The 25,573-nt window shown below is 50.3% G+C and carries 22 protein-coding genes; 14 read left to right on the top strand and 8 right to left on the bottom strand.

Annotated features, from left to right (window positions below):
• The 3 genes from ACJHYD_RS13225 to ACJHYD_RS13215 all read left to right on the top strand — a co-directional run.
• Positions 1 to 649, top strand: a 649-nt coding sequence (locus ACJHYD_RS13225) for an RHS repeat-associated core domain-containing protein (RefSeq protein WP_175118432.1), incomplete at its 5' end; no start/stop codon positions are given.
• A gap of 57 nt (positions 650 to 706) precedes the next feature.
• Positions 707 to 1,117, top strand: a complete 411-nt coding sequence (locus tag ACJHYD_RS13220) for a hypothetical protein (RefSeq protein WP_000861664.1) — start codon at positions 707 to 709, stop codon at positions 1,115 to 1,117.
• Positions 1,118 to 1,485: 368 nt separating this feature from the next.
• Positions 1,486 to 2,007 carry an Imm57 family immunity protein gene (locus tag ACJHYD_RS13215; protein WP_239606591.1) on the top strand — a complete coding sequence of 174 codons (522 nt, stop codon included), beginning with the start codon at positions 1,486 to 1,488 and terminating at the stop codon, positions 2,005 to 2,007.
• A gap of 457 nt (positions 2,008 to 2,464) precedes the next feature.
• Here ACJHYD_RS13215 and ACJHYD_RS13210 read toward each other — a convergent pair whose 3' ends face one another.
• Positions 2,465 to 3,601 carry an HlyD family secretion protein gene (locus ACJHYD_RS13210; RefSeq protein WP_000364920.1) on the bottom strand — a complete coding sequence of 379 codons (1,137 nt, stop codon included), beginning with the start codon at positions 3,599 to 3,601 and terminating at the stop codon, positions 2,465 to 2,467.
• Positions 3,602 to 3,603: 2 nt separating this feature from the next.
• Positions 3,604 to 3,966 (bottom strand): DUF3302 domain-containing protein, encoded by a 363-nt coding sequence (locus tag ACJHYD_RS13205; RefSeq protein WP_000479624.1) that lies wholly within the window; start codon positions 3,964 to 3,966, stop codon positions 3,604 to 3,606.
• 536 nt (positions 3,967 to 4,502) lie between these two features.
• Here ACJHYD_RS13205 and mtlA point away from each other — a divergent pair.
• The 3 genes from mtlA to mtlR all read left to right on the top strand — a co-directional run bounded on the left by mtlA (position 4,503) and on the right by mtlR (position 8,380).
• Positions 4,503 to 6,416, top strand: a complete 1,914-nt coding sequence (gene mtlA / locus ACJHYD_RS13200; RefSeq protein ID WP_000093252.1) for a PTS mannitol transporter subunit IICBA — start codon at positions 4,503 to 4,505, stop codon at positions 6,414 to 6,416.
• Between the two features lie 228 nt (positions 6,417 to 6,644).
• Positions 6,645 to 7,793 (top strand): mannitol-1-phosphate 5-dehydrogenase, encoded by a 1,149-nt coding sequence (mtlD, locus tag ACJHYD_RS13195; protein WP_000645420.1) that lies wholly within the window; start codon positions 6,645 to 6,647, stop codon positions 7,791 to 7,793.
• Positions 7,793 to 8,380, top strand: coding sequence for a mannitol operon repressor MtlR (gene mtlR / locus ACJHYD_RS13190; RefSeq protein ID WP_000228269.1), 588 nt, complete (start codon positions 7,793 to 7,795; stop codon positions 8,378 to 8,380). The genes mtlD and mtlR overlap by 1 nt, the downstream gene beginning before the upstream one ends.
• An 11-nt stretch (positions 8,381 to 8,391) precedes the next feature.
• Here mtlR and yibT read toward each other — a convergent pair whose 3' ends face one another.
• Positions 8,392 to 8,601 carry a protein YibT gene (gene yibT, locus ACJHYD_RS13185; RefSeq protein WP_000517100.1) on the bottom strand — a complete coding sequence of 70 codons (210 nt, stop codon included), beginning with the start codon at positions 8,599 to 8,601 and terminating at the stop codon, positions 8,392 to 8,394.
• A 283-nt stretch (positions 8,602 to 8,884) separates the two neighbouring features.
• Here yibT and ACJHYD_RS13180 point away from each other — a divergent pair, with 283 nt between their 5' ends.
• From ACJHYD_RS13180 to trmL, 7 genes are all read left to right on the top strand, one after another.
• A complete protein-coding gene (locus ACJHYD_RS13180; protein WP_000665680.1) occupies positions 8,885 to 9,247 on the top strand; it encodes a YibL family ribosome-associated protein in 363 nt (120 codons plus the stop codon).
• Between the two features lie 560 nt (positions 9,248 to 9,807).
• Positions 9,808 to 10,491: a DUF3251 domain-containing protein gene (locus tag ACJHYD_RS13175; RefSeq protein WP_001551841.1), complete on the top strand. Its 684-nt coding sequence runs from the start codon at positions 9,808 to 9,810 to the stop codon at positions 10,489 to 10,491.
• 43 nt (positions 10,492 to 10,534) lie between these two features.
• Positions 10,535 to 16,000: a YadA-like family protein gene (locus ACJHYD_RS13170; RefSeq protein WP_023909825.1), complete on the top strand. Its 5,466-nt coding sequence runs from the start codon at positions 10,535 to 10,537 to the stop codon at positions 15,998 to 16,000.
• A gap of 297 nt (positions 16,001 to 16,297) precedes the next feature.
• Positions 16,298 to 17,953 carry an L-lactate permease gene (gene lldP / locus ACJHYD_RS13165; RefSeq protein ID WP_001551844.1) on the top strand — a complete coding sequence of 552 codons (1,656 nt, stop codon included), beginning with the start codon at positions 16,298 to 16,300 and terminating at the stop codon, positions 17,951 to 17,953.
• On the top strand, positions 17,953 to 18,729 hold the full coding sequence (gene lldR / locus ACJHYD_RS13160; protein ID WP_001304974.1) for a transcriptional regulator LldR: 777 nt from the start codon (positions 17,953 to 17,955) through the stop codon (positions 18,727 to 18,729). The genes lldP and lldR overlap by 1 nt, the downstream gene beginning before the upstream one ends.
• Positions 18,726 to 19,916 carry a quinone-dependent L-lactate dehydrogenase gene (gene lldD, locus ACJHYD_RS13155; RefSeq protein ID WP_001551845.1) on the top strand — a complete coding sequence of 397 codons (1,191 nt, stop codon included), beginning with the start codon at positions 18,726 to 18,728 and terminating at the stop codon, positions 19,914 to 19,916. Before lldR ends, lldD begins: the two co-directional genes overlap by 4 nt.
• A gap of 47 nt (positions 19,917 to 19,963) precedes the next feature.
• Positions 19,964 to 20,437, top strand: coding sequence for a tRNA (uridine(34)/cytosine(34)/5-carboxymethylaminomethyluridine(34)-2'-O)-methyltransferase TrmL (gene trmL / locus ACJHYD_RS13150; RefSeq protein ID WP_000932347.1), 474 nt, complete (start codon positions 19,964 to 19,966; stop codon positions 20,435 to 20,437).
• A 52-nt stretch (positions 20,438 to 20,489) separates the two neighbouring features.
• Here trmL and cysE read toward each other — a convergent pair whose 3' ends face one another.
• The 5 genes from cysE to ACJHYD_RS13125 all read right to left on the bottom strand — a co-directional run bounded on the left by cysE (position 20,490) and on the right by ACJHYD_RS13125 (position 23,763).
• A complete protein-coding gene (gene cysE / locus ACJHYD_RS13145; RefSeq protein WP_001277561.1) occupies positions 20,490 to 21,311 on the bottom strand; it encodes a serine O-acetyltransferase in 822 nt (273 codons plus the stop codon).
• Between the two features lie 78 nt (positions 21,312 to 21,389).
• Positions 21,390 to 22,409, bottom strand: coding sequence for an NAD(P)H-dependent glycerol-3-phosphate dehydrogenase (gene gpsA / locus ACJHYD_RS13140; protein WP_001076194.1), 1,020 nt, complete (start codon positions 22,407 to 22,409; stop codon positions 21,390 to 21,392).
• The gene (gene secB / locus ACJHYD_RS13135; protein WP_000003377.1) at positions 22,409 to 22,876 is read right to left on the bottom strand and encodes a protein-export chaperone SecB; all 468 of its coding nucleotides are present in this window, start codon (positions 22,874 to 22,876) and stop codon (positions 22,409 to 22,411) included. The genes gpsA and secB overlap by 1 nt, the downstream gene beginning before the upstream one ends.
• Positions 22,877 to 22,938: 62 nt before the next feature.
• The gene (gene grxC / locus ACJHYD_RS13130) at positions 22,939 to 23,190 is read right to left on the bottom strand and encodes a glutaredoxin 3 (protein WP_000024392.1); all 252 of its coding nucleotides are present in this window, start codon (positions 23,188 to 23,190) and stop codon (positions 22,939 to 22,941) included.
• A 141-nt stretch (positions 23,191 to 23,331) separates the two neighbouring features.
• A complete protein-coding gene (locus ACJHYD_RS13125; protein ID WP_001156174.1) occupies positions 23,332 to 23,763 on the bottom strand; it encodes a rhodanese-like domain-containing protein in 432 nt (143 codons plus the stop codon).
• Between the two features lie 244 nt (positions 23,764 to 24,007).
• Between ACJHYD_RS13125 and gpmM the strand changes: the two genes are divergently transcribed.
• Positions 24,008 to 25,552: a 2,3-bisphosphoglycerate-independent phosphoglycerate mutase gene (gene gpmM / locus ACJHYD_RS13120; RefSeq protein WP_000116566.1), complete on the top strand. Its 1,545-nt coding sequence runs from the start codon at positions 24,008 to 24,010 to the stop codon at positions 25,550 to 25,552.
• Positions 25,553 to 25,573: the final 21 nt, after the last annotated feature.

Here is a 25,573-nt window from a genome sequence, read left to right as displayed (position 1 = left end):
ATGGTGCGCAGAATACGATGAATGGGGCAACCTGCTGAATGAAGAGAACCCGCACCAGCTGCAGCAGCTCATCCGCCTGCCGGGTCAGCAGTATGATGAGGAGTCCGGCCTCTATTACAACCGCCACCGCTATTATGACCCGCTGCAGGGGCGGTATATCACTCAGGATCCGATTGGGCTTAAGGGGGGATGGAATTTTTATCAGTATCCGTTGAATCCGGTATCTGGTTTCGATCCATTAGGGTTAAAAGTGTCTTTTCAGGGAGATGAAAGTACACAAAAAACTTTAAAAGAAGCATATAAAGCTGTAGCAGAAACAAAGTTTGGACATAAAATAACAGAAGAATTAGAGTCATCAGAGCATGAATATATATTTAGAGGATTAAGAAAAGGCATAAACCAAACATGCTACGATGATACTGAATATAGTTTTTACATTGATATTGATAACGACCATAGCTCATGTGTATATCAAGGAAAAAACAAAGCATGTGCCATGAAACCCACTCTGTTGAGTGTGGTTCTTGCGCATGAAATGGGGCATGCAAAGGGAATGAAAGACGATGGAACTGACTCGATGGCTAATGTTGATAAATATGAAAACCCATTTCGTAAAGAGTTGGGCTTGCCAGCAAGAATGAAATATTAAACATTTTTATATTGCTTTTGGGTATGTTTTTAATATATCACCAGTTTAGGAGATGGTATGAAAGTATGTCTGTATTTTATTTCCGTATTTTTTTCATCTTGCTGTATAGCTGATGTTTTCCATTATAGGATGCCTTTTCGCATCCAAACATATTCCCCTGTCACTAAAAGTAAAATTGAAAATTTTGCAATAAAAGATGGTGCACAAAAATTATTACAGATAAATCGTGAGAAGTTATTAATGTTACTGAACAGGTCTAGTAATGAGTGTTACCATTTTGATGATAAAAATGTTAGGATTTATATTATTGATGGTAAAGACAGATATTATATTGATAAAAACGGGGTGGTGTCATATGGCGTTCAAGATAATGTCATATGCTCTAATAATAAAATTAATGAAGATTCCATAGAAAAAATTTTATTAGAAGGGAATATTGACTTTTGGAAAAAACTGAAAATTAAGTGAAATGAACGAAAGAGAAAATTAACAATGAGCGGAAAACCAGCGGTATACTAAGGCGATGCCATGTTGAAAGATAGTCCAATAGTCTAAAGTGGAGAACTCAATGAAGCAAACCGGACGAGGCTTGCTTAACAGTCCTGGAGCAACCAATAGAAAACCTAATGGTATACGTTTAGTACCGTCAGCAAATACAGAAACGTATAATCGTGATGGATTTTTAACACATAGTTGTTTAAACGCTTTTGGTCCATCTTTAGGACCTCGATTCTGTTCCGAGGGTTGTATAACTGGTTCATCTAATGACATGCAAAAATTAAATGAGCTAATATTTTCAGAGCCAGATAGCACATTAACAGTGACGGACTAGAAATATGACAAGGTTATTAACAATTGTGCTTTTCTTCTCTATTTCTGCGAATGCAGTTACTGTAAACCAATTTCAGAGAGAGTTGGATTTGGCAGACAAGGCAATATTATGGGCACTAATATCAGCCAGTACCCAAGAGGGACGAAAAGCGTGTTCACTTAGCTATTTTTCATGTAAAGCCGCAGAGGCTGAACTCGGACTGGCATATATGGCTGCTAATAATAACAAGGCATTTCTCACATCCTTATCTAGAATAATGATGTACAAAATAGATGCTGGACTTTCCGAATCCTATACATGCTATTTATTAAGCAAGGGAAAGATCATAAGACCATATCTGAAGAATCTAAATCCACACCAACTTGTCGCTGATTGCATTGAAACTGTAAACAAAATAAAAGATAAAAATAAAAAAATCATTGATATAGATTCAGTTAATATTTGCAATGATAATAAAAATATAAATTGGAGAGTTAATAGTACTATTGTAGCCATTGATGATTCTATAAAATGCATCGATGAATAATAACTTAATTATATTTAAAAACATATTAATAACTCACTCTCCAGGAGTTTTTTTAACTTAGTGTTATAATGAATACGATAATTAAAAGTGAAGAGAAAAATAGTTGTATACATATATTACATGAACCTACATTGTGATCTATAAATTAAATATTTTTAAATGTGACTGTCATCCTTCAGATAATAAAGCCATCATCGCAATAGATGGAAAAGCACTCCTGCTCTTTTTTGATTAGAGCCGTGGCAGAGGAACAACTCATATCATCATTGCGATCTCGACAATGTATAGTCTGATCCTTCGGCAGATCAAGACGGATAAAAAATCCAATGAGTTCACACTCATCCCGAACTTCTTAACATAATGGATATTAACGAAAAATCATCACAGCCGATGAAATAATATGCAAAAATAATTAGTCCTTGCAGGGAGCAAAGTTCCATAATCTCCCCCGCCCCCCTCAATGATCCAAATAAAGATAATGCATCCAGCTGGTCATTCTTAGCAGCACTTTCCGCATCACCGAAACATGGCTGAAATGGTCGGAGTAAACCGCCACCTGGGCGTAGATGCCGTCGGGTAAGGCATCGATATCATCGTTAGGGTCCAGTTCAATGGTTCCCAGCACACCGTCCGTGCCGGGCACGACCGTTAATGATTGCAATACCCCCTGCGCCTGATAAGAACCGCCTGGCACGACAGGTAAAATGCTAGTCAGTTTGCCGTGGAACACCTGCCCAGGTAGCGCGTTAAACACCACTTCCGCATCATCGCCGGGTTTCAGACGTAACAGCGAGTTTTGCCGAAATTGGGCGACAATTTGCCGTTTTTGCTCGGGGATGAAAACCATCACCGGACGCAACGGCAAGGCAGCTGCGTATGTACCTGGGCGGATCAGTACCTGAGTAACGTAGCCATTGCTCGGCGCGCGAATGACAGTCTGCTCAAGGTTATATTTTGCTTCAGTAAGTTGCGCTCTTAAGCTCACAATCTGCGATTGCTCGCCGTTAACCATACTGTCGAGCTGGCTCTGGATCTGCGCCTGCTCCGCCACCGAGCCTTTCACCAGCGCGTCCTGCGCGAGGAAGTTTTGCCGCGCATCGTCGATGTCACGTTCCGAGAACGGATTCACCGCCGCCTGGCTGCCTTTCAGATAACGTTGATAATTTTTAAACAGACGGTCGCGCTCCGCTGAAACCTGGGTGGTGTTGGCCTGCGCTTCAGAGAGCTGCGCGCGCAGCGTCTTTATATTATGCGTCGCCGTCATCAGGTCAGCCTGAAGTCTGTCAACTCGCGCCTGGTAACGAACCGGGTCGAGTTTAAAAAGCACCTCGCCCTTTTGAATAAGCTGATTATTCTTGTCAGTGACTTCAGTAACAATTCCCGTCACCTGTGGCGTGATGGGGATCGCTATCACTGCCTTTTGCGCGGTAAAAGTGTAAGGGTGGTTGTAGTTCATCAACAAAATCAAACCACTCACCAGAAACACGCCTCCCAGCGCCGCCGTCGCCAGCGTCCACTGATTCACCGGAATGCGGAAGATTTTAAAGACCGCCCACGCCAGCGCCACGTAAGTTAAAACAATCAATAGATCCATATTTAGATCTCCGGGAACGTGGAATAGTCAGTCTTTTTCTCGGCGGCGAGTTGATGCTCCAGCCGGGAAATTCGGTCAGAAAGTGCGGCGATTTCCGGGTCAGTCGCTTTCTCTTGCGACGCAACATGTGACTGCATGCCCCAGCCGCGCTCCGGTTGATAGAGCGTCGCCCAGATCCACAGGAACGGCCAGATAACATGTAGAGTAAACAGGCTCACCCAGCCCGCCGTATGAATAGCGTCGGCATGGGGATGGTTGCGCTTTTTGGCAATCAGATAAGGGATGTCATGTATCGCGATGATTCCATAAAAAATCACCAGAAAGACGAAGATCAGCACTCCCAACGCGAAATAGTTTAGAAACATATCTGCCTCGGATTCACGTTTATCAGTGTTGTTTTTTGGCTGGCAGCCAGAAGGGAGTCAGGCTGATATTTTGACAATAATCCGGGTTCGCGATTCTCGCCATAACACCAAAGAATAATTTTAAGAGGTGATGAGTTGCTTAGTTACATAACGATTTCATGACGAAGGCATAACATGCTGTAGATCACATCAGGTGAACGCCGTAAGAAAATATCTTGTGATTCAGATCACAAAGATTCAACAAACCATCAAAATAAAAATGTGACATCACTCACATTTAAATGCCATTTTTAGCGAAAATCGCCGCCTTGTTGCTTTTTTACACAAGAGTTTTGTGATGAGCATCACGTCAATTACCTCTCTACCCCCTATATTTATGTGACTGATATCACACAAAAGGCCGTCGACTGGACAGTTAACCGATTCAGTGCCAGATTTCGCAGTATCTACAAGGTCCGGCTACCTCTGCCGCCACATTAACAAAAAACCTCGGGCTTCCAGCCTGCGCGACAGCAAACATAAGAAGGGGTGTTTTTATGTCATCCGATATTAAGATCAAAGTGCAAAGCTTTGGTCGTTTCCTCAGCAACATGGTGATGCCAAATATCGGCGCGTTTATCGCGTGGGGTATCATCACCGCGTTATTTATTCCAACAGGGTGGTTACCGAACGAGACGCTGGCGAAGCTGGTCGGGCCGATGATCACTTATCTCCTGCCGCTGCTGATCGGTTATACCGGTGGTAAGCTGGTAGGCGGCGAACGTGGCGGCGTAGTCGGTGCCATTACCACCATGGGCGTTATCGTCGGCGCAGACATGCCGATGTTCCTAGGTTCTATGATTGCAGGTCCGCTGGGCGGCTGGTGCATTAAGCACTTCGACCGCTGGGTAGACGGTAAGATCAAATCCGGTTTTGAGATGCTGGTGAATAACTTCTCCGCAGGCATCATCGGGATGATCCTCGCTATTCTGGCATTCCTCGGCATTGGCCCGATTGTTGAAGCCCTGTCCAAAATGCTGGCTGCGGGCGTTAACTTCATGGTTGTCCATGACATGCTGCCGCTGGCGTCTATCTTTGTTGAACCGGCGAAAATCCTGTTCCTCAACAACGCCATTAACCACGGTATCTTCTCGCCGCTGGGCATTCAGCAGTCCCATGAACTGGGTAAATCCATCTTCTTCCTGATTGAAGCTAACCCAGGTCCGGGTATGGGCGTGCTGCTGGCGTACATGTTCTTTGGTCGTGGTAGCGCTAAACAGTCTGCGGGCGGTGCGGCAATCATCCACTTCCTGGGCGGTATCCACGAAATCTACTTCCCGTATGTGCTGATGAATCCGCGTCTGATTCTGGCCGTTATCCTCGGTGGTATGACTGGCGTGTTCACGCTGACTATCCTGGGCGGTGGTCTGGTTTCTCCGGCATCTCCGGGTTCTATCCTTGCTGTACTGGCGATGACACCAAAAGGTGCATACTTCGCTAACATCGCGGGTGTGTGTGCGGCGATGGCTGTCTCCTTCGTTGTCTCTGCCATTCTGCTGAAAACCAGCAAAGTGAAAGAAGAAGATGATATTGAAGCAGCAACTCGTCGTATGCAGGACATGAAAGCTGAGTCTAAAGGCGCGTCTCCGCTGTCTGCGGGCGATGTGACTAACGACCTGAGCCACGTACGTAAAATCATCGTTGCCTGTGATGCCGGTATGGGTTCCAGTGCGATGGGCGCAGGTGTGCTGCGTAAGAAAATTCAGGATGCAGGTCTGTCGCAGATTTCGGTCACTAACAGCGCGATCAACAACCTGCCGCCAGATGTGGACCTGGTCATCACTCACCGTGACCTGACCGAACGCGCTATGCGCCAGGTTCCGCAGGCACAGCATATTTCGCTGACCAACTTCCTCGACAGCGGCCTGTACACCAGCCTGACCGAACGTCTGGTTGCTGCCCAGCGCCATACTGAAAACGAAGTGAAAGTGAAAGACAGTCTGAAAGACAGCTTTGATGATTCCAGTGCTAACCTGTTCAAGCTAGGCGCGGAGAACATCTTCCTCGGTCGTAAAGCGGCCACCAAAGAAGAAGCGATTCGTTTTGCTGGCGAGCAGCTGGTGAAAGGCGGTTACGTTGAGCCGGAATACGTTCAGGCGATGCTGGATCGTGAAAAACTGACCCCGACTTATCTGGGTGAGTCCATCGCGGTACCGCACGGTACGGTTGAAGCGAAAGATCGCGTACTGAAAACGGGCGTGGTGTTCTGCCAGTACCCGGAAGGCGTGCGCTTCGGTGAAGAAGAAGATGACATTGCCCGTCTGGTGATTGGTATTGCTGCCCGTAACAACGAGCACATTCAGGTTATCACCAGCCTGACCAATGCACTGGATGATGAGTCTGTCATCGAGCGTCTGGCACACACCACCAGCGTGGATGAAGTGCTGGAACTGCTGGCAGGTCGTAAGTAATCCAATCCCACCTCTCCACATGGAGAAGGTGGGGCTTATTGCCTGATGCGCTACGCTTATCAGGCCTACAAAACAAAGCGTAGTTTGTTGAATTTGCACGTTCTTGTAGGCCGGATAAGGCGTTTACGCCGCATCCGGCGCGGCCCCTCTCCACATGGAGAGGGTTTGGGTGAGGGAAAAGCCTCACCCCAGCCCTCTCGGGTAAAAACATTGATGAAGGTTAATACTATGAAAGCATTACATTTTGGCGCAGGTAATATCGGTCGTGGCTTTATCGGTAAACTGCTGGCAGACGCGGGTATCCAACTGACGTTTGCCGATGTCAATCAGGTGGTACTTGATGCCCTGAATGCCCGTCATAGCTATCAGGTTCATGTGGTCGGTGAAACCGAGCAGGTAGATACCGTTTCCGGCGTCAATGCCGTCAGCAGCATTGGTGATGATGTCGTTGATCTGATTGCTCAGGTTGATTTAGTCACTACCGCCGTTGGTCCGGTTGTGCTGGAACGTATTGCCCCGGCAATCGCCAAAGGGCTGGTGAAACGTAAAGAACAAGGTAATGAATCCCCGCTGAACATCATCGCTTGTGAAAACATGGTACGCGGCACCACGCAGCTGAAAGGCCATGTGATGAACGCCCTGCCGGAAGATGCCAAAGCGTGGGTAGAAGAACACGTTGGCTTTGTCGATTCCGCCGTTGACCGCATCGTGCCGCCTTCGGCTTCTGCAACCAACGATCCGCTGGAAGTGACGGTAGAAACATTCAGCGAATGGATTGTTGATAAAACGCAGTTCAAAGGCGCGCTGCCGAACATCCCAGGCATGGAGTTAACCGACAACCTAATGGCATTTGTCGAACGTAAACTCTTCACCCTGAACACGGGTCATGCTATAACCGCGTACCTCGGAAAACTGGCCGGTCATCAGACCATTCGTGATGCGATTCTCGACGAGAAAATCCGCGCGGTGGTAAAAGGTGCGATGGAAGAAAGCGGTGCGGTACTGATCAAGCGCTACGGCTTTGACGCGGACAAACATGCGGCGTACATCCAGAAAATCCTCGGTCGTTTCGAGAACCCGTATCTGAAAGATGATGTAGAGCGCGTAGGCCGTCAGCCGCTGCGTAAACTGAGTGCTGGCGACCGTCTGATCAAGCCACTGCTCGGAACGCTGGAATATGGTCTGCCACATAAAAACCTGATTGAAGGTATTGCCGCTGCAATGCACTTCCGCAGTGAAGATGATCCGCAGGCTCAGGAACTGGCAGCGCTGATTGCCGACAAAGGCCCACAAGCCGCGCTGGCACAGATTTCCGGTCTTGATGCCAACAGCGAGGTTGTATCCGAGGCAGTAACCGCTTATAAAGCAATGCAATAATGGTGGACCAGGCGCAGGATACCCTGCGCCCGAATAACAGATTGTCAGATATGCAGGCAACAATGGAACAAACCCAGGCCTTTGAAAACCGTGTGCTTGAGCGTCTGAATGCTGGCAAAACCGTGCGAAGCTTTCTGATCACCGCCGTCGAGCTTTTGACCGAGGCGGTAAATCTTCTGGTGCTTCAGGTATTCCGCAAAGACGATTACGCGGTGAAGTATGCTGTAGAACCGTTACTCGACGGCGACGGTCCGCTGGGCGATCTTTCTGTGCGTTTAAAACTCATTTACGGGTTGGGTGTCATTAACCGCCAGGAATACGAAGATGCGGAACTGCTGATGGCATTGCGTGAAGAGCTAAATCACGACGGCAACGAGTACGCGTTTACCGACGACGAAATCCTTGGACCCTTTGGTGAACTGCATTGCGTGGCGGCGTTACCACCGCCGCCACAGTTTGAACCTGCAGACTCCAGTTTGTATGCAATGCAAATTCAGCGTTACCAACAGGCTGTGCGATCAACAATGGTCCTTTCACTGACAGAGCTGATTTCCAAAATCAGCTTAAAAAAAGCCTTCCAAAAGTAAGCAACGCCTGCTTACTGCCCCTCTACCTGCTTCGGCCGATAAAGCCGACGATAATACTCCAGACGTTGTAGATATAACGGCACGCTTTCATCAGGTATTCCGGACGGAATCGCGTTACGGGGAGGTAGTTTTTTCAGATACTCCCGGAACGCCTGGCTCGATGCCATGAAATCTACGGCTTTATCGATAAGAAGCGGAACGTTTTCACCTAATTTGCCCATGATGATATCTCCGTATTACCCCGCGCCGGGAATGCGCGGCCGCCAATTTTAGTTTAGATCCCGGTATAAATGACATTAAGGAAAACGTGCTCAATCCTCAATAATCATCCGCTTTTGTTAACTATCTTTTTTCTTTAAATTTCTTAATTAATCAATAAATTGCGTAGTTTTTAAGCATGTTAATGTTTACGTTATAGAACTATTGCAATGTCATCAGTTGTGAACAAAGCACCTGGTCGCGCATACTAGGGGCTATAAATTTATCTTTATCAGAAGCCATCACATGAAAGAAGTCGAAAAAAACGAAATCAAACGTCTCAGCGATCGTCTGGACGCCATCCGCCACCAGCAGGCCGATCTGTCGCTGGTTGAAGCCGCAGACAAATATGCCGAACTGGAAAAAGAGAAAGCCACTCTGGAAGCAGAAATTGCTCGCCTGCGCGAAGTTCACAGCCAGAAACTCAGTAAGGAAGCACAGAAGCTGATGAAGATGCCGTTCCAGCGCGCGATTACTAAAAAAGAGCAAGCTGATATGGGCAAACTGAAGAAGAGCGTTCGCGGACTGGTCGTTGTGCACCCAATGACCGCGCTGGGCCGCGAAATGGGCCTACAAGAGATGACAGGGTTCTCTAAGACTGCGTTTTAAGTTCCTTTCTCGTCGCTGTAATTACAGCCACTCACGATTTACTCGCTCCTGCTGGCACATGCAGGAGCCTGTTGTAGAGATCGAATATTTATAACGTTCTTAACATTATATATTTAACTCCACCTACACTTCTGAGCGCCCGGAGCAGGCTAAATTCTGAAAATCAGGTACAAATTAAAGAATGATGTATCAATATTAACAATGAATTGCCGCATATCAATGCTTGAAACATAATTAATTATTTAAATTTTTCTATCAGCATCGCAAAATTCGCAATAAAACATCACTCAACTGAATATTTATCTTTCCCTGCCCCGGGCCTTTATCCGGTGAAACATTTGACATTGATTGACACCGATCATTAAAATCCGCGCGATCAATTTATTTATTGGCTACAAACTAAAATTGTTTGACACTTAAAAACATATTCGCACAACCCATTAATACAAAAATTCTCTAACAAATTTATTTGGCGGATATGCCCCACTCTAATCATTCATAAAAAAAATGATTGTACTGTAATTATCAACGTATCGGGATTATGAAAAGGAATTCATCCTATGAACCTAAAGAAAACACTGTTAAGCGTGTTAATAATAGTGCCTCTCTGCTTATTGGCAGGGTGTGACTATATTGAAAAAGCGAGTAAGGTCGACGACCTCGTTACACAGCAAGAGTTGCAAAAAAGCAAAATTGAGGCGCTTGAGAAACAGCAGGAACTCGATAAGCGAAAGATAGAACATCTTGAAAAACAACAAACTACTGTCATAAATAGTACCAAGACGCTCGCTGGCGTGGTGAAAGCGGTTAAAGACAAGCAGGACGAATTTGTCTTTACAGAATTTAACCCAGCACAAACACAATATTTCATTTTAAATAACGGATCGGTCGGTTTGGCAGGCCGGGTGCTGGCTATTGATGCGGTTGAAAATGGCAGTGTTATTCGTATTTCGCTGGTTAACCTTTTAAGCGTTCCCGTATCAAATATTGGCTTTCATGCGACATGGGGCAATGAAAGACCCACCGATGCCAAAGCTCTGGCAAAGTGGCAACAATTACTTTTCAACACCACCATGAATTCCACTCTGCAATTAATGCCTGGTCAATGGCAAGACATTAATCTGACATTAAAAGGCGTTTCGCCTAATAACCTGAAGTATCTGAAGTTGTCCATCAATATGGCCAATCTCCAGTTCGACACTGTTCAACCTGCTGAAACTCGGCAGCGAAAAAACAAAAAATAAATGCAGCTTCTGCGCTTATATCAAGGAATAGAGAGCATCAATAATGAACAAAATTTTTAAAGTTATCTGGAATCCGGCAACAGGCAGTTACACCGTTGCCAGTGAAACGGCAAAAAGCCGTGGCAAGAAATCCGGGCGCAGTAAGCTGTTAATTTCTGCCCTGGTTGCTGGGGGAATGTTGTCGTCGTTTGGGGTACAGGCTCAGGCAGGAAGGGACAACGGTCAGGGCGTCAATTATGGCCAGGGAACAGGAACAGGCTGGGTTGCTATCGGTGAAGATGCAAAAGCAAATAGTTTTACAGACACCGGGGGTGGCTCCAGCACCGCAGTAGGTTATCACTCAACTGCTGACGGAAGGTGGTCAACAGCCCTCGGTGCTAAGACCCATTCGCTTGGCGAAGCATCAGTGGCGTTAGGGATTAACACTACCTCAGCAGGTGAGCGAAGCCTCGCTATAGGTGCATCGGCAACGTCAACGGGTGGATTTTCAATCGCACTTGGTCGTTATGCGAACTCAGTAGGTGAATTTTCTATTGCACAAGGGGATCACGCAGAGACTGGTGCTGATGACGCCATCGCATTTGGACGTGAAAGCAAGGCCTTAGGAATTATGAGTATCGCCCTCGGAGCCACGGCTAATGCGTCGAAAGAATATGCAATGGCGCTGGGTGCAAGTAGCGCCGCATCTGCAGCTAACGCGATTGCAGTAGGCCGCAACAGTGCTGCAGCTGGCGTAGACAGCCTCGCATTCGGTAGACTATCCGCCGCCAACGCCGCAAACGCGATTGCTATGGGTGCAGAGAGCAAAGCTGCTGAAAATGCGACGGCAGTTGGTACTAACGCGGAGGCAAATGGACTTAATAGTATCGCGTTGGGCTCCGGCAGTATTGCAGATGTCGACAACACGATTGCTCTGGGCAATCAAAGTCAGGCAGTAGCGGCTGGCGCAATTGCCATCGGTCAAGGGAATAAAGCTGACGGCGCAAATGCTATCGCGCTGGGTAATGGTAGTATTACAGGTGGTGTAAATGCTATTGCTCTTGGACAAGGCAGTTATGCCGGTTTAGAAAATGGCACTGCAATTGGTGCTCAAGCCAGTGCTCAAGGGAAAAATTCAGTTGCTCTGGGTGCTGGTTCTGTAGCGACTGACGCGGATACTGTTTCTGTGGGTAACACAACAGCTCAGCGACAAATTGTCAATATGGCAGCAGGTGATATCAGCACTACCAGTACTGATGCCATCAATGGATCACAGCTTTATGCTATCAGTAAGTCAGTAGCGGACAATCTTGGTGGGGGGGCTACCGTCAATGCGCAAGGCGTCGTTACTTCCCCAAATTACAGGCTGAAAAGTGGTATTTTCGGCACTGTTGGCGACGCCTTAACGGGCCTGGACAATAATACGTTACAATGGGACTCCCTTAAAAAGGCATATAGTGCGGCACATGGTACAGATACTACCAGTACCATCACCAACGTTAAAGACGGCGCTATTTCTGATACCAGTAAGGATGCGGTTAACGGTTCTCAGCTGAAAACCACCAACGATAACGTAGCGACCAATACTGCCAATATCACCACCAACACTAACAGTATCAATACCCTGACGGATTCCGTTGGCGACCTTAAAGACGATGCCCTGCTGTGGAATGGCACCGCGTTCAGCGCCGCGCACGGCACCGAAGCCACCAGCAAAATCACCAACGTCAAAGACGGTGACCTGACGGCTGGCAGCACCGACGCGGTTAACGGCTCTCAGCTCAAAACTACTAACGATAATGTGGCAACCAACACCACCAACATCACCAACCTGACGGATTCCGTTGGCGACCTTAAAGACGATGCCCTGCTGTGGAATGGCACCGCGTTCAGCGCCGCGCACGGTACCGATGCCACCAGCAAAATCACCAACGTCAAAGACGGTGACCTGACGGCTGGTAGCACTGACGCGGTAAACGGCTCTCAGCTGAAAACCACTAACGATGCCGTGGCAGCCAACACCACCAATATCGCCACGAATACCACCAACATCACCAACCTGACTGACGCAGTTGACAGCCTCGGTGACGATTCCCTGCTGTGGAACGCTACAGCGGGGGCATTCAGCGCCGCACACGGTACTGATGCCACCAGCAAAATCACCAACGTCACCGCTGGCGACCTGACGGCTGGCAGCACCGACGCGGTTAACGGCTCTCAGCTCAAAACCACTAACGATGCCGTGGCAGCCAACACCACCAATATCGCCACGAACACCACTAACATCACCAACCTGACTGACGCTGTTGACAGTCTCGGTGATGACTCTCTGCTGTGGAACGCTACTGCGGGGGCATTCAGCGCCGCACACGGTACTGATGCCACCAGCAAAATCACTAACGTCAAAGACGGTGACCTGACGGCTGGCAGCACTGACGCGGTTAACGGCTCTCAGCTCAAAACCACTAACGATGCCGTGGCAGCCAACACCACCAATATCGCCACGAACACCACTAACATCACCAACCTGACTGACGCTGTTGACAGCCTCGGTGACGATTCCCTGCTGTGGAACGCTACGGCGGGGGCATTCAGCGCCGCGCACGGTACCGAAGCCACCAGCAAAATCACCAACGTCAAAGACGGTGACCTGACGGCTGGCAGCACTGACGCGGTAAACGGCTCTCAGCTGAAAACCACTAACGATGCCGTGGCAGCCAACACCACCAATATCGCCACGAATACCACCAACATCACCAACCTGACTGACGCTGTTGACAGTCTCGGTGATGACTCTCTGCTGTGGAACGCTACGGCGGGTGCATTCAGTGCCAAACACGGTACCAACGGTACTGATAGCAAAATCACCAACTTACTGGCAGGCACGGTATCCTCTGATAGCACTGACGCCATTAATGGCTCACAACTTTATGGCTTAGCTGATTCATTTACGTCATACCTTGGCGGTGGTGCTGATATCAGTGATGCGGGTGTATTAACCGGGCCAACCTACACTATTGGTGGTACTGACTACAATAACGTCGGTGATGCTCTGGCTGCCATTAACACGTCATTTAGCACATCACTCGGTGACGCCCTACTCTGGGATGCGACCGCCAAGGGCGGTGACGGTGCGTTTAGCGCCGGTCGCGGAAAAGATAACACGGCCAGCATCATTACTAATGTTGCAGACGGTGCAATTTCCTCTACCAGCAGCGACGCTATTAACGGCTCACAGCTCTATGACACCAGTAAGTACATTGCCGATACTCTGGGTGGTGACGCAGAAGTCAATGCTGACGGCACAATCACCGCACCGACTTATGCCATCGCTGGCGGCAGTTACAGCAACGTCGGTGACGCGCTGGAAGCGATCGATACCACGCTGGATGACGCTCTGTTGTGGGATGCAACAGCCAATGGCGGTAATGGTGCATTTAGCGCCGGTCGCGGAGTAGATAAAACGGCCAGCGTCATTACTAACGTCGCAGACGGTGCAATTTCCTCCACCAGCAGCGATGCTATTAACGGCTCACAACTGTATACCACCAACAAGTACATCGCTGATGCGCTGGGTGGTGACGCAGAAGTCAACGCTGATGGTTCTATTACTGCGCCGAGTTACACCATTGCAAATGCCGAGTACAACAACGTCGGTGACGCCCTGGATGCGCTCGACGATAACGCTCTGCTGTGGGATGCAACGGCCAATGACGGCGCAGGTGCCTACAACGCCAGCCATGATGGCAAGGCCAGCATCATCACAAACGTTGCTGATGGTAACATTGGCGAAGGCAGCACTGACGCCATCAACGGTTCTCAGCTGTTTAACACCAATATGCTGATCCAGCAGAACAGCGAAATCATCAATCAGCTTGCCGGTAACACCAGCGAAACCTACATCGAAGATAACGGTGCGGGCATTAACTATGTACGTACCAACGACAACGGCTTAGCGTTCAACGATGCCAGCGCTTCAGGTATTGGCGCTACGGCTGTGGGTTATAACGCTGTCGCCTCAGGCGAAAGCAGCGTAGCCATTGGTCAAGGTAGCAGCAGCACCGTTGATACCGGTATTGCCCTGGGTAGCAGTTCCGTTTCCAGCCGTGTAATAGTTAAAGGTTCTCGTGACACCAGCGTGTCGGAAGAAGGTGTTGTGATTGGTTATGACACCACGGATGGCGAACTACTTGGTGCGTTGTCTATTGGTGATGACGGTAAATATCGTCAAATCATCAACGTAGCCGATGGTTCCGAAGCCCATGACGCCGTTACGGTTCGCCAGTTGCAAAATGCCATTGGTGCAGTCGCTACCACGCCGACCAAATACTTCCACGCCAACTCAACGGAAGAAGATTCACTGGCAGTAGGTGAAGACTCGCTAGCAATGGGCGCGAAAACTATCGTTAATAGTAATGCGGGTATTGGTATCGGTTATGGTGCCTACGTGGACGCGAATGCACTTAATGGCATTGCTATCGGTAGCAACGCGCGTGCAAACCATGCAAACAGCATTGCTATGGGTAATGGCTCACAGACGACTCGTGGTGCTCAAACTGGCTACACCGCCTACAACATGGACGCACCACAGAACTCTGTGGGTGAGTTCTCTGTCGGCAGTGAAGACGGTCAACGTCAGATCACCAACGTCGCGGCTGGTTCGGCTGATACCGATGCGGTTAACGTGGGTCAGTTGAAAGTAACGGACGCGCAGGTTTCCCAGAATACCCAGAGCATTACTAACCTGAACAATCAGGTGACGAATCTGGATACTCGCGTTACCAATATCGAAAACGGCATTGGCGATATCGTAACCACCGGTAGCACCAAATACTTCAAGACCAACACCGATGGCGTAGATGCCAACGCGCAGGGTAAAGACAGTGTTGCAATTGGTTCTGGTTCCATTGCTGCCGCTGACAACAGCGTCGCGCTGGGTACCGGTTCCGTGGCCAACGAAGAAAACACCATCTCTGTGGGTTCTTCTACCAACCAGCGTCGTATCACCAACGTTGCTGCAGGTGTTAATGCCACCGATGCGGTTAACGTTTCGCAGCTGAAGTCTTCTGAGGCAGGCGGCGTTCGTTACGACACCAAAGCTGATGGTTCTATAGACTACAGCAACATCACTCTCGGTGGTGGTAATGGCGGTACGACTCGCATCAGCAACGTCTCCGCTGGCGTCAACAACAACGACGCAGTGAACTATGCGCAGTTGAAGCAAAGCGTGCAGGAAACGAAGCAATACACCGATCAGCGGATGGTTGAGATGGATAACAAACTGTCCAAAACCGAAAGCAAGTTGAGCGGTGGTATCGCTTCTGCAATGGCAATGACCGGTCTGCCGCAGGCTTACACTCCAGGTGCCAGCATGGCCTCTATTGGTGGCGGTACTTACAATGGTGAATCGGCTGTTGCTTTAGGTGTGTCGATGGTGAGCGCCAATGGTCGTTGGGTCTACAAATTACAAGGTAGTACCAATAGCCAGGGTGAATACTCCGCCGCGCTCGGTGCCGGTATTCAGTGGTAATCATCCATTAACTTAGTGTGACTAAGGGCAATTCTCTGATGAGGATTGCCCTTTTCTTTACCAGACATCTCCCTCCACCAAGAATTGGCCCTACCAATTATTCGCTTATCTGACCTCTGGTTCACAATTCCCCAATTAAAACTCACATCAATGTTGCCAATGCATAACATTTAGTTAACCATTCATTGTCATTATCCCTACACAACACAATTGGCAGTGCCACTTTTACACAACGTGTGACAAGGAGATGAGCATCAGACTCATTACACGATGTGCGTGGACTCCAGGAGACCTGCAATGAATCTCTGGCAACAAAACTACGATCCCGCCGGGAATATCTGGCTTTCCAGCCTGATAGCATCGCTTCCCATCCTGTTTTTCTTCTTTGCGCTGATTAAGCTCAAACTCAAAGGTTATGTCGCCGCCTCATGGACGGTGGCAATCGCCCTTGCCGTGGCTTTGCTGTTCTATAAAATGCCGGTCGCTAACGCGCTGGCCTCGGTGATTTATGGCTTCTTCTACGGTTTGTGGCCCATCGCGTGGATCATTATTGCGGCAGTGTTCGTCTATAAGATCTCGGTGAAAACCGGGCAGTTTGACATCATCCGCTCGTCTATTCTTTCGATAACCCCTGACCAGCGCCTGCAAATGCTGATCGTCGGTTTCTGTTTCGGCGCTTTCCTTGAGGGAGCCGCAGGCTTTGGCGCTCCGGTAGCAATTACCGCCGCATTACTGGTCGGTCTGGGCTTTAAACCACTGTACGCCGCCGGACTGTGCCTGATTGTTAACACCGCGCCAGTGGCATTTGGCGCGATGGGTATTCCGATTCTGGTCGCCGGGCAGGTAACAGGCATCGACAGCTTTGAGATTGGTCAGATGGTGGGGCGTCAGCTGCCGTTTATGACCATTATCGTGCTGTTCTGGATCATGGCGATTATGGACGGTTGGCGCGGTATCAAAGAGACGTGGCCTGCGGTCGTGGTTGCAGGTGGTTCGTTTGCCATTGCTCAATACCTCAGCTCTAACTTCATTGGGCCGGAACTGCCAGACATTATCTCTTCGCTGGTATCACTGCTCTGCCTGACGCTGTTCCTCAAACGCTGGCAACCAGTGCGCGTATTCCGCTTCGGTGACTTGGGGGCGTCACAGGTTGATATGACGCTGGCTCACACCGGTTACACCGCAGGTCAGGTGCTTCGCGCCTGGACACCGTTCCTGTTCCTGACCGCCACCGTAACGCTGTGGAGTATTCCACCGTTTAAAGCCCTGTTCGCTTCGGGTGGTGCGCTGTATGAATGGGTGATCAATATTCCGGTGCCGTACCTCGATAAACTGGTTGCCCGTATGCCGCCAGTGGTCAGCGAAGCGACAGCGTATACCGCCGTGTTTAAGTTCGACTGGTTCTCTGCCACCGGTACCGCCATTCTTTTTGCTGCCCTGCTCTCGATTGTCTGGCTGAAGATGAAACCATCTGACGCTATCAGCACCTTCGGCAGCACGCTGAAAGAACTGGCTCTGCCTATCTACTCCATCGGTATGGTGCTGGCGTTCGCCTTTATCTCGAACTATTCCGGACTATCATCAACGCTGGCGCTGGCACTGGCGCACACCGGCCATGCATTCACCTTCTTCTCGCCGTTCCTCGGCTGGCTTGGTGTCTTCCTGACCGGATCGGATACCTCATCTAACGCCCTGTTCGCCGCGCTGCAAGCCACTGCAGCACAACAAATTGGCGTTTCTGACCTGTTGTTGGTTGCCGCCAACACCACCGGTGGTGTCACCGGTAAGATGATCTCTCCGCAATCTATCGCTATCGCCTGTGCGGCGGTAGGCCTGGTAGGCAAAGAGTCAGATCTGTTCCGCTTTACTGTCAAACACAGCCTGATCTTCACCTGTATGGTGGGCGTGATCACCACGCTTCAGGCTTATGTCTTAACGTGGATGATTCCTTAATGATTGTTTTACCCAGACGCCTGTCAGACGAGGTTGCCGATCGTGTGCGGGCGCTGATTGATGAAAAAAACCTGGAGGCGGGCATGAAGTTGCCCGCTGAACGTCAACTGGCGATGCAACTCGGCGTATCGCGTAATTCACTGCGCGAGGCGCTGGCAAAACTGGTGAGCGAAGGCGTGCTGCTTAGTCGACGCGGCGGCGGGACGTTTATTCGCTGGCGTCATGACACATGGTCGGAGCAAAACATCGTCCAGCCGCTGAAAACGCTGATGGCCGATGATCCGGATTACAGTTTCGATATTCTGGAAGCCCGCTACGCCATTGAAGCCAGCACCGCATGGCATGCAGCAATGCGCGCCACACCAGGCGAAAAAGAGAAAATTCAGCTTTGCTTTGAAGCAACGCTAAGTGAAGACCCGGATCTCGCCTCACAAGCGGACGTTCGTTTTCATCTGGCGATTGCCGAAGCCTCACATAACATCGTGCTGCTGCAAACCATGCGCGGTTTCTTCGATGTCCTGCAATCCTCTGTGAAGCATAGCCGCCAGCGGATGTATCTGGTACCCCCGGTTTTTTCACAGCTGACCGAACAACATCAGGCAGTCATTGACGCCATTTTTGCCGGTGATGCTGACGGGGCGCGTAAAGCAATGATGGCGCACCTTAGCTTTGTTCACACCACCATGAAACGATTCGATGAAGATCAAGCTCGCCATGCACGCATTACCCGCCTGCCTGGTGACCATAATGAGCATTCGAGGGAGAAAAACGCATGATTATTTCCGCAGCCAGCGATTATCGCGCCGCAGCACAACGCATTCTGCCGCCGTTCCTGTTCCACTATATGGATGGGGGTGCATATTCTGAATACACGCTGCGCCGCAACGTGGAAGATTTGTCAGAAGTGGCGCTGCGCCAGCGTATTCTGAAAAACATGTCTGACTTAAGCCTGGAAACGACGCTGTTTAATGAGAAATTGTCGATGCCGGTGGCGCTGGCTCCGGTGGGTTTGTGTGGCATGTATGCGCGTCGTGGCGAAGTTCAGGCTGCCAAAGCGGCGGATGCGCATGGCATTCCGTTTACTCTCTCGACGGTTTCCGTTTGCCCGATTGAAGAAGTCGCTCCAGCCATTAAACGTCCGATGTGGTTCCAGCTTTATGTGCTGCGCGATCGCGGCTTTATGCGTAACGCGCTGGAGCGAGCAAAAGCGGCAGGCTGCTCGACGCTGGTTTTCACCGTGGATATGCCGACACCGGGCGCGCGTTATCGTGATGCGCATTCTGGTATGAGCGGCCCAAATGCGGCAATGCGCCGTTACTTGCAGGCGGTGACGCATCCGCAATGGGCGTGGGATGTGGGCCTGAACGGTCGTCCACATGATTTAGGTAATATCTCGGCTTACCTCGGCAAACCGACCGGACTGGAAGATTACATCGGCTGGCTGGGGAATAACTTCGATCCGTCCATCTCATGGAAAGACCTTGAGTGGATCCGCGATTTCTGGGATGGTCCGATGGTGATCAAAGGGATCCTCGATCCGGAAGATGCGCGCGATGCAGTACGTTTTGGTGCTGATGGGATTGTGGTTTCTAACCACGGTGGCCGCCAGCTGGACGGTGTACTCTCTTCCGCTCGTGCGTTGCCCGCTATTGCAGATGCGGTGAAAGGTGATATAGCCATTCTGGCGGATAGCGGAATTCGTAACGGGCTTGATGTCGTGCGTATGATTGCGCTCGGTGCCGACACCGTACTGCTGGGTCGTGCTTTCCTGTATGCGCTGGCAACAGCGGGCCAGGCGGGTGTAGCTAACCTGCTAAATCTGATCGAAAAAGAGATGAAAGTGGCGATGACGCTGACTGGCGCGAAATCGATCAGCGAAATTACGCAAGATTCGCTGGTGCAAGAGCTGGGTAAAGAGTTGCCTGCGGCACTAGCTCCGATAGCGAAAGGGAATGCAGCTTAAGGGTTAGACGAATATCTGCTATCCTGCCCCCGCACTAAGGGGGCAGTATGCTAAACATCGTACTTTACGAACCAGAAATTCCGCCAAATACTGGCAACATCATCCGTCTTTGCGCTAATACCGGCTTTCGTCTGCATATCATCGAACCAATGGGATTTGCCTGGGACGATAAGCGCCTGCGCCGCGCGGGGCTGGACTATCACGAGTTTACCGCCGTTACGCGTCATCATGACTATCGCGCGTTCCTCGAAGCAGAAAATCCCCAGCGCCTGTTTGCCCTCACCACGAAAGGTACGCCTGCTCACAGCGCCGTAAGCTATCAGGATGGCGATTATCTGATGTTCGGCCCGGAAACACGCGGCCTGCCAGCAAGCATTCTTGATGCCCTGCCCGCTGAACAAAAAATTCGCATTCCAATGGTGCCGGACAGCCGCAGCATGAACCTGTCCAATGCGGTGTCGGTCGTGGTGTATGAAGCCTGGCGGCAGCTGGGGTATCCGGGAGCGGTATTGAGAGATTAGTTACTGTATGCCGGATAGATGATTACATCGCATCCGGCACAATCACAGGACGTCAGATCCCATCCCCATATTCAAACGTATGGTTAATACCGTTGAAATGCTGATCCATGTCCATTGACGGTTTATCGCTGTCTGGTTTACCGACAATGCGTGCCGGAACGCCAGCGGCGGTGGTATGCGGCGGCACCGGTTGCAGCACCACGGAACCTGCGCCAATCTTCGCGCCGCGCCCAACTTCAATATTGCCGAGAATTTTCGCGCCCGCGCCAATCATCACACCTTCACGAATTTTCGGATGACGGTCGCCACCAGATTTACCCGTACCGCCAAGCGTCACAGATTGCAGAATCGATACGTCGTTTTCAATCACCGCCGTTTCACCCACAACGATGCCCGTGGCGTGGTCAAGCATGATACCGCGGCCAATTTTTGCTGCCGGGTGAATATCAACCTGGAACGTTACAGAAACCTGGTTTTGCAGAAATATTGCCAGTGCGCGGCGGCCCTGATTCCACAGCCAGTGACCGATACGATAGGCCTGCAAGGCATGAAAACCTTTCAGATATAACAATGGAGTCGAGTATTTATCCACCGCCGGGTCGCGGGTACGTACTGCCTGAATATCACAGGCCGCAGAAGCGATCATTTCCGGGTCGGCGGCGTAGGCCTCTTCCACCACTTCGCGGATAGCAATGGCAGGCATAATTGGCGATGACAGCTTGTTCGCCAGCATGTAGCTCAGTGCACTGCCCAGGTTTTCGTGCTTGAGTAGCGTCGCGTGGTAAAAACTGGCCAGCATTGGCTCACAATCCGCCAGCGTTCTGGCTTCGGCTTTAATATTGTTCCAGACAATTTCCAGTTCTTCACACGACATTGCTTACTCCACACGATGAGATAATGACCGGCCCGTTCTGCGCGGGCCGGGTCATAGCGGTAACAAAGTTCCCTGGGATTAGTGGCTGCTGCGCTCGTCCTTGCGTGCACGACCTAATAATGTCAATGCTGCCTCGCGCGCGTTTTTTCCGCAATATAATACTTGATAAATTTCCTCGGTTATTGGCATTTCAACGCCGAAGCGATGCGCCAGTTCGCGGACTTCTTTCGTATTGCGGTAGCCTTCCACCACCTGACCAATCTTCTCCTGCGCGCTTTGTACATCCATGCCCTGACCGAGCATCATGCCAAAACGGCGGTTACGCGACTGGTTGTCGGTACAGGTAAGCACCAGATCGCCCAGCCCCGCCATGCCCATAAAGGTGGCAGGATCGGCCCCCAGCGCCGCGCCAAGACGCGACATTTCAGCCAGCCCACGGGTGATCAGCGCCGTACGCGCATTCGCACCAAAACCGATACCGTCGGACATCCCCGCGCCAATGGCAATGACGTTTTTCACCGCGCCGCCAAGCTGCACGCCAATGAAATCCGGGTTGCTGTAAACGCGGAAACTTTTGCCGCAGTGCAGCAGCTGCTGGAGATCATCGGCAAAGGTCTGGTCGGTAGAGGCCAGCGAAATGGCCGTCGGTAAACCTGCCGCCAGTTCTTTCGCAAACGTTGGGCCAGAGATAACCGCCAGCGGAATTTGATCGCCTAACGCCTCACGCGCCACGTCCTGCAACAGACGCCCGGTTTCCGCTTCCAGCCCTTTGGTCGCCCACACCAGACGCGCATCAGGACGCATCAGCGGTTTAATCTGACGCAGCACTTCACCAAAGACATGGCTGGGTACGACGACGAGAATATTACGGCTGGCTGCCAGCGCAGTGGCGAGATCGCTTTCAAGATGGAGCGTATCGGGAAAAGGCACATCGGGGAGAAACGCGGCGTTACAGCGGTCGCGTTCAAGCGTTGCGATATGTTCAGGGTCATGGCCCCAGAGGACAACCTCGTGGCCATTTCTTGCCAGGGTGATGGCAAGAGCGGTGCCGTACGAGCCGGCACCGATCACAGTCATTGAAGCATTACGTTGGTTCATCAGGCATCCTGATGTTCTTCAGTACCTTCGCCAGCCTGCTGCTGCAAATAGTTCATGAACAGCGCATCGAAGTTAACCGGCGCAAGGTTCAGTTGCGGGAATGTACCGCGGGATACCATGCTGGTGATGCACTCACGAGCATACGGGAACAGAATGTTCGGGCAGTATGCACCCAGGCAATGTGCCATCTGGGTGCCTTCGATACCCGCGATGGAGAAAATACCGCCCTGCTGAACTTCACACAGGAACGCGGTTTCTTCGCCCAGGGAGGCCGTTACGGTAACACGCAGTACCACTTCGTAAACGTCATCTGCCAGTTGAGAAGATGCCGTATCCAGATCAAGTTTAACTTCTGGCTGCCAATCTTTCTGGAAAACGTGCGGCGCGTTCGGCGCTTCGAAAGAAATATCCTTGGTATAAATACGTTGGATCTGGAAAGTCATTTCGGTGTTGTTTTGTTCTGACATGTGTAGAAAACCCTTAAGTGTTGTCCTTAAATACTGCGCAATGTAATGCCAACGTTCACACGTTATTTCAGCAGGGGATCCAGTCCACCACGTGCATCCAATGCATACAAGTCATCACAGCCGCCAATGTGCTGTGCGTCAATAAAAATCTGGGGAACCGTGGTGCGACCGCTGCGTTTGATCATCTCTTCACGCTTAGCGGCGTTGCCATCGATCGGCAACTCCTGAAAACTCACGCCCTTGCTGCTCAGCAGTGCTTTCGCACGATGGCAATACGGGCAGGTTTCTTTGGTATAGATTTCAACATTGGCCATAACTTAGCTCCTGTTTTTTTACCCTGAAATTTCATGTTGCAGGGCGGATGCAAAATGGAGTGTCCCCAGAAGCTTATAACAATAAGTCGCTGGGGGCCTAATTGCAGCTAACGGCCTGCATCATGAAAGACGACAGGTAAATTATTTGCCGCGCACCAGAGGTAAGTTTTCGCCAGCCCAGCCAGCAACGCCCTCTTTCAGCACGAATACTTGCGCAAAACCAGCTTTCGTCAGCGCGTTTGCAGGCTCCTGGCACTGCATGCCAGAACCGTCTACCACGATAACCGGTTTGTCTTTGTGCTTCTCAAGCTCACCAACATTGTTGGCTTTGATTTCGCTCGGCAACAGGTTGATAGAACCTGCGATATGGCCTTTACGGAAGTCATCACGCTGACGTAAATCCACAACCACAGCATCTTCTTTGTTGATCAGACGCGTAGCTTCACCACGAGTAATCACCTTCACTTTCGAGGTCAGGCTCTTAAACGTAGTCACAATAACCGCCACCAGTAACGCGATCCAGGCGATACTCAGTATGGGATGACGGCCAACAAATTGCATAATTTCTTGCATGGGGGGTAACAACTCCCGACGTAGTGATTAAAAAAACCAGGAAAGGAGTATACCTGCGCGGTGCGGCAAATACAGCCAGCGCGTTAACTGGAATGCAATTTTGCGGGGCGCGACGAAAAAAAAGCGCAAATCTGGCATCGGCTTGCCGCGAGCGGTCGTATATTTTGATCTTCAGAGGCTATTTTATCGATTCAGCTGTAGTAAAATTACGCAAATTTTGACTCTTGAGTATGAGGTTGTCGCAATGTCGGTTTCTAAAAAACCTATGGTACTGGTGATTCTGGATGGCTATGGCTATCGTGAAGAACAGCAGGATAACGCCATTTTTAGTGCTAAAACCCCGGTAATGGATGCACTGTGGGCCAATCGTCCGCATACCCTGATCGACGCTTCCGGTCTGGAAGTCGGTCTGCCTGACCGTCAGATGGGTAACTCCGAAGTAGGTCACGTTAACCTGGGTGCCGGCCGCATCGTGTATCAGGACCTGACTCGTCTGGACGTTGAAATCAAAGATCGCGCTTTCTTCGCTAACCCGGTACTGACTGGCGCGGTAGATAAAGCGAAAAACGCAGGCAAAGCAGTTCACATTATGGGTCTGCTGTCCGCAGGCGGCGTACACAGCCACGAAGATCACATCATGGCGATGGTAGAACTGGCAGCTGAACGCGGCGCAGAAAAAATCTACCTGCACGCATTCCTTGACGGTCGCGACACTCCGCCGCGCAGTGCTGAATCCTCGCTGAAAAAATTCGAAGAGAAATTTGCCGCGCTGGGTAAAGGCCGCGTAGCGTCCATCATTGGTCGTTACTACGCCATGGACCGCGATAACCGTTGGGATCGCGTTGAAAAAGCTTATGACCTGCTAACTCTGGCGCAGGGTGAGTTCCAGGCCGATACCGCCGTTGCTGGTTTGCAGGCTGCTTATGCTCGCGACGAAAACGACGAATTCGTGAAAGCGACCGTTATCCGTGCAGAAGGTCAGCCAGACGCGGCAATGGAAGACGGCGATGCGCTGATTTTCATGAACTTCCGTGCTGACCGCGCACGTGAAATCACTCGTGCATTCGTGAACGCTGATTTCGATGGCTTCGCGCGTAAGAAAGTGGTTAACGTCGATTTCGTGATGCTGACCGAATACGCCGCTGACATCAAAACTGCGGTTGCTTACCCACCAGCTTCCCTGGTTAACACCTTCGGCGAGTGGATGGCGAAAAACGACAAAACTCAGTTGCGTATTTCCGAAACCGAAAAATATGCCCACGTTACTTTCTTCTTCAACGGTGGCGTAGAAGAGTCGTTCAAAGGCGAAGATCGCATTCTGATCAACTCACCGAAAGTGGCTACCTACGATCTGCAACCGGAAATGAGCTCCGCAGAGCTGACCGAAAAACTGGTTGCGGCAATCAAGAGTGGCAAATACGACACCATTATCTGTAACTATCCGAACGGCGACATGGTAGGTCACACCGGGGTGATGGAAGCGGCGGTTAAAGCGGTTGAAGCGCTGGATCACTGCGTGGAAGAAGTCGCGAAAGCGGTTGAGTCCGTGGGTGGACAACTGCTGATCACCGCTGACCACGGTAACGCTGAACAGATGCGCGATCCGGCAACGGGTCAGGCACACACGGCACACACCAACCTGCCAGTTCCGCTGATTTACGTTGGTGATAAGAACGTGAAAGCGGTTGAAGGCGGCAAACTTTCTGACATCGCGCCGACCATGTTGTCGCTGATGGGTATGGAAATCCCGCAAGAGATGACTGGTAAGCCGCTGTTCATCGTGGAATAATCCCTCCCCATGAGGGGAAAG

It is taken from the genome of Escherichia sp. WS1368, assembly GCF_046487485.1.
Classification (GTDB): Bacteria; Pseudomonadota; Gammaproteobacteria; order Enterobacterales; family Enterobacteriaceae; genus Escherichia; species Escherichia coli.
The sequence above is the reverse complement of the archived record's forward strand: the minus strand, read 5'-3'. Positions and strand labels throughout refer to the sequence as shown.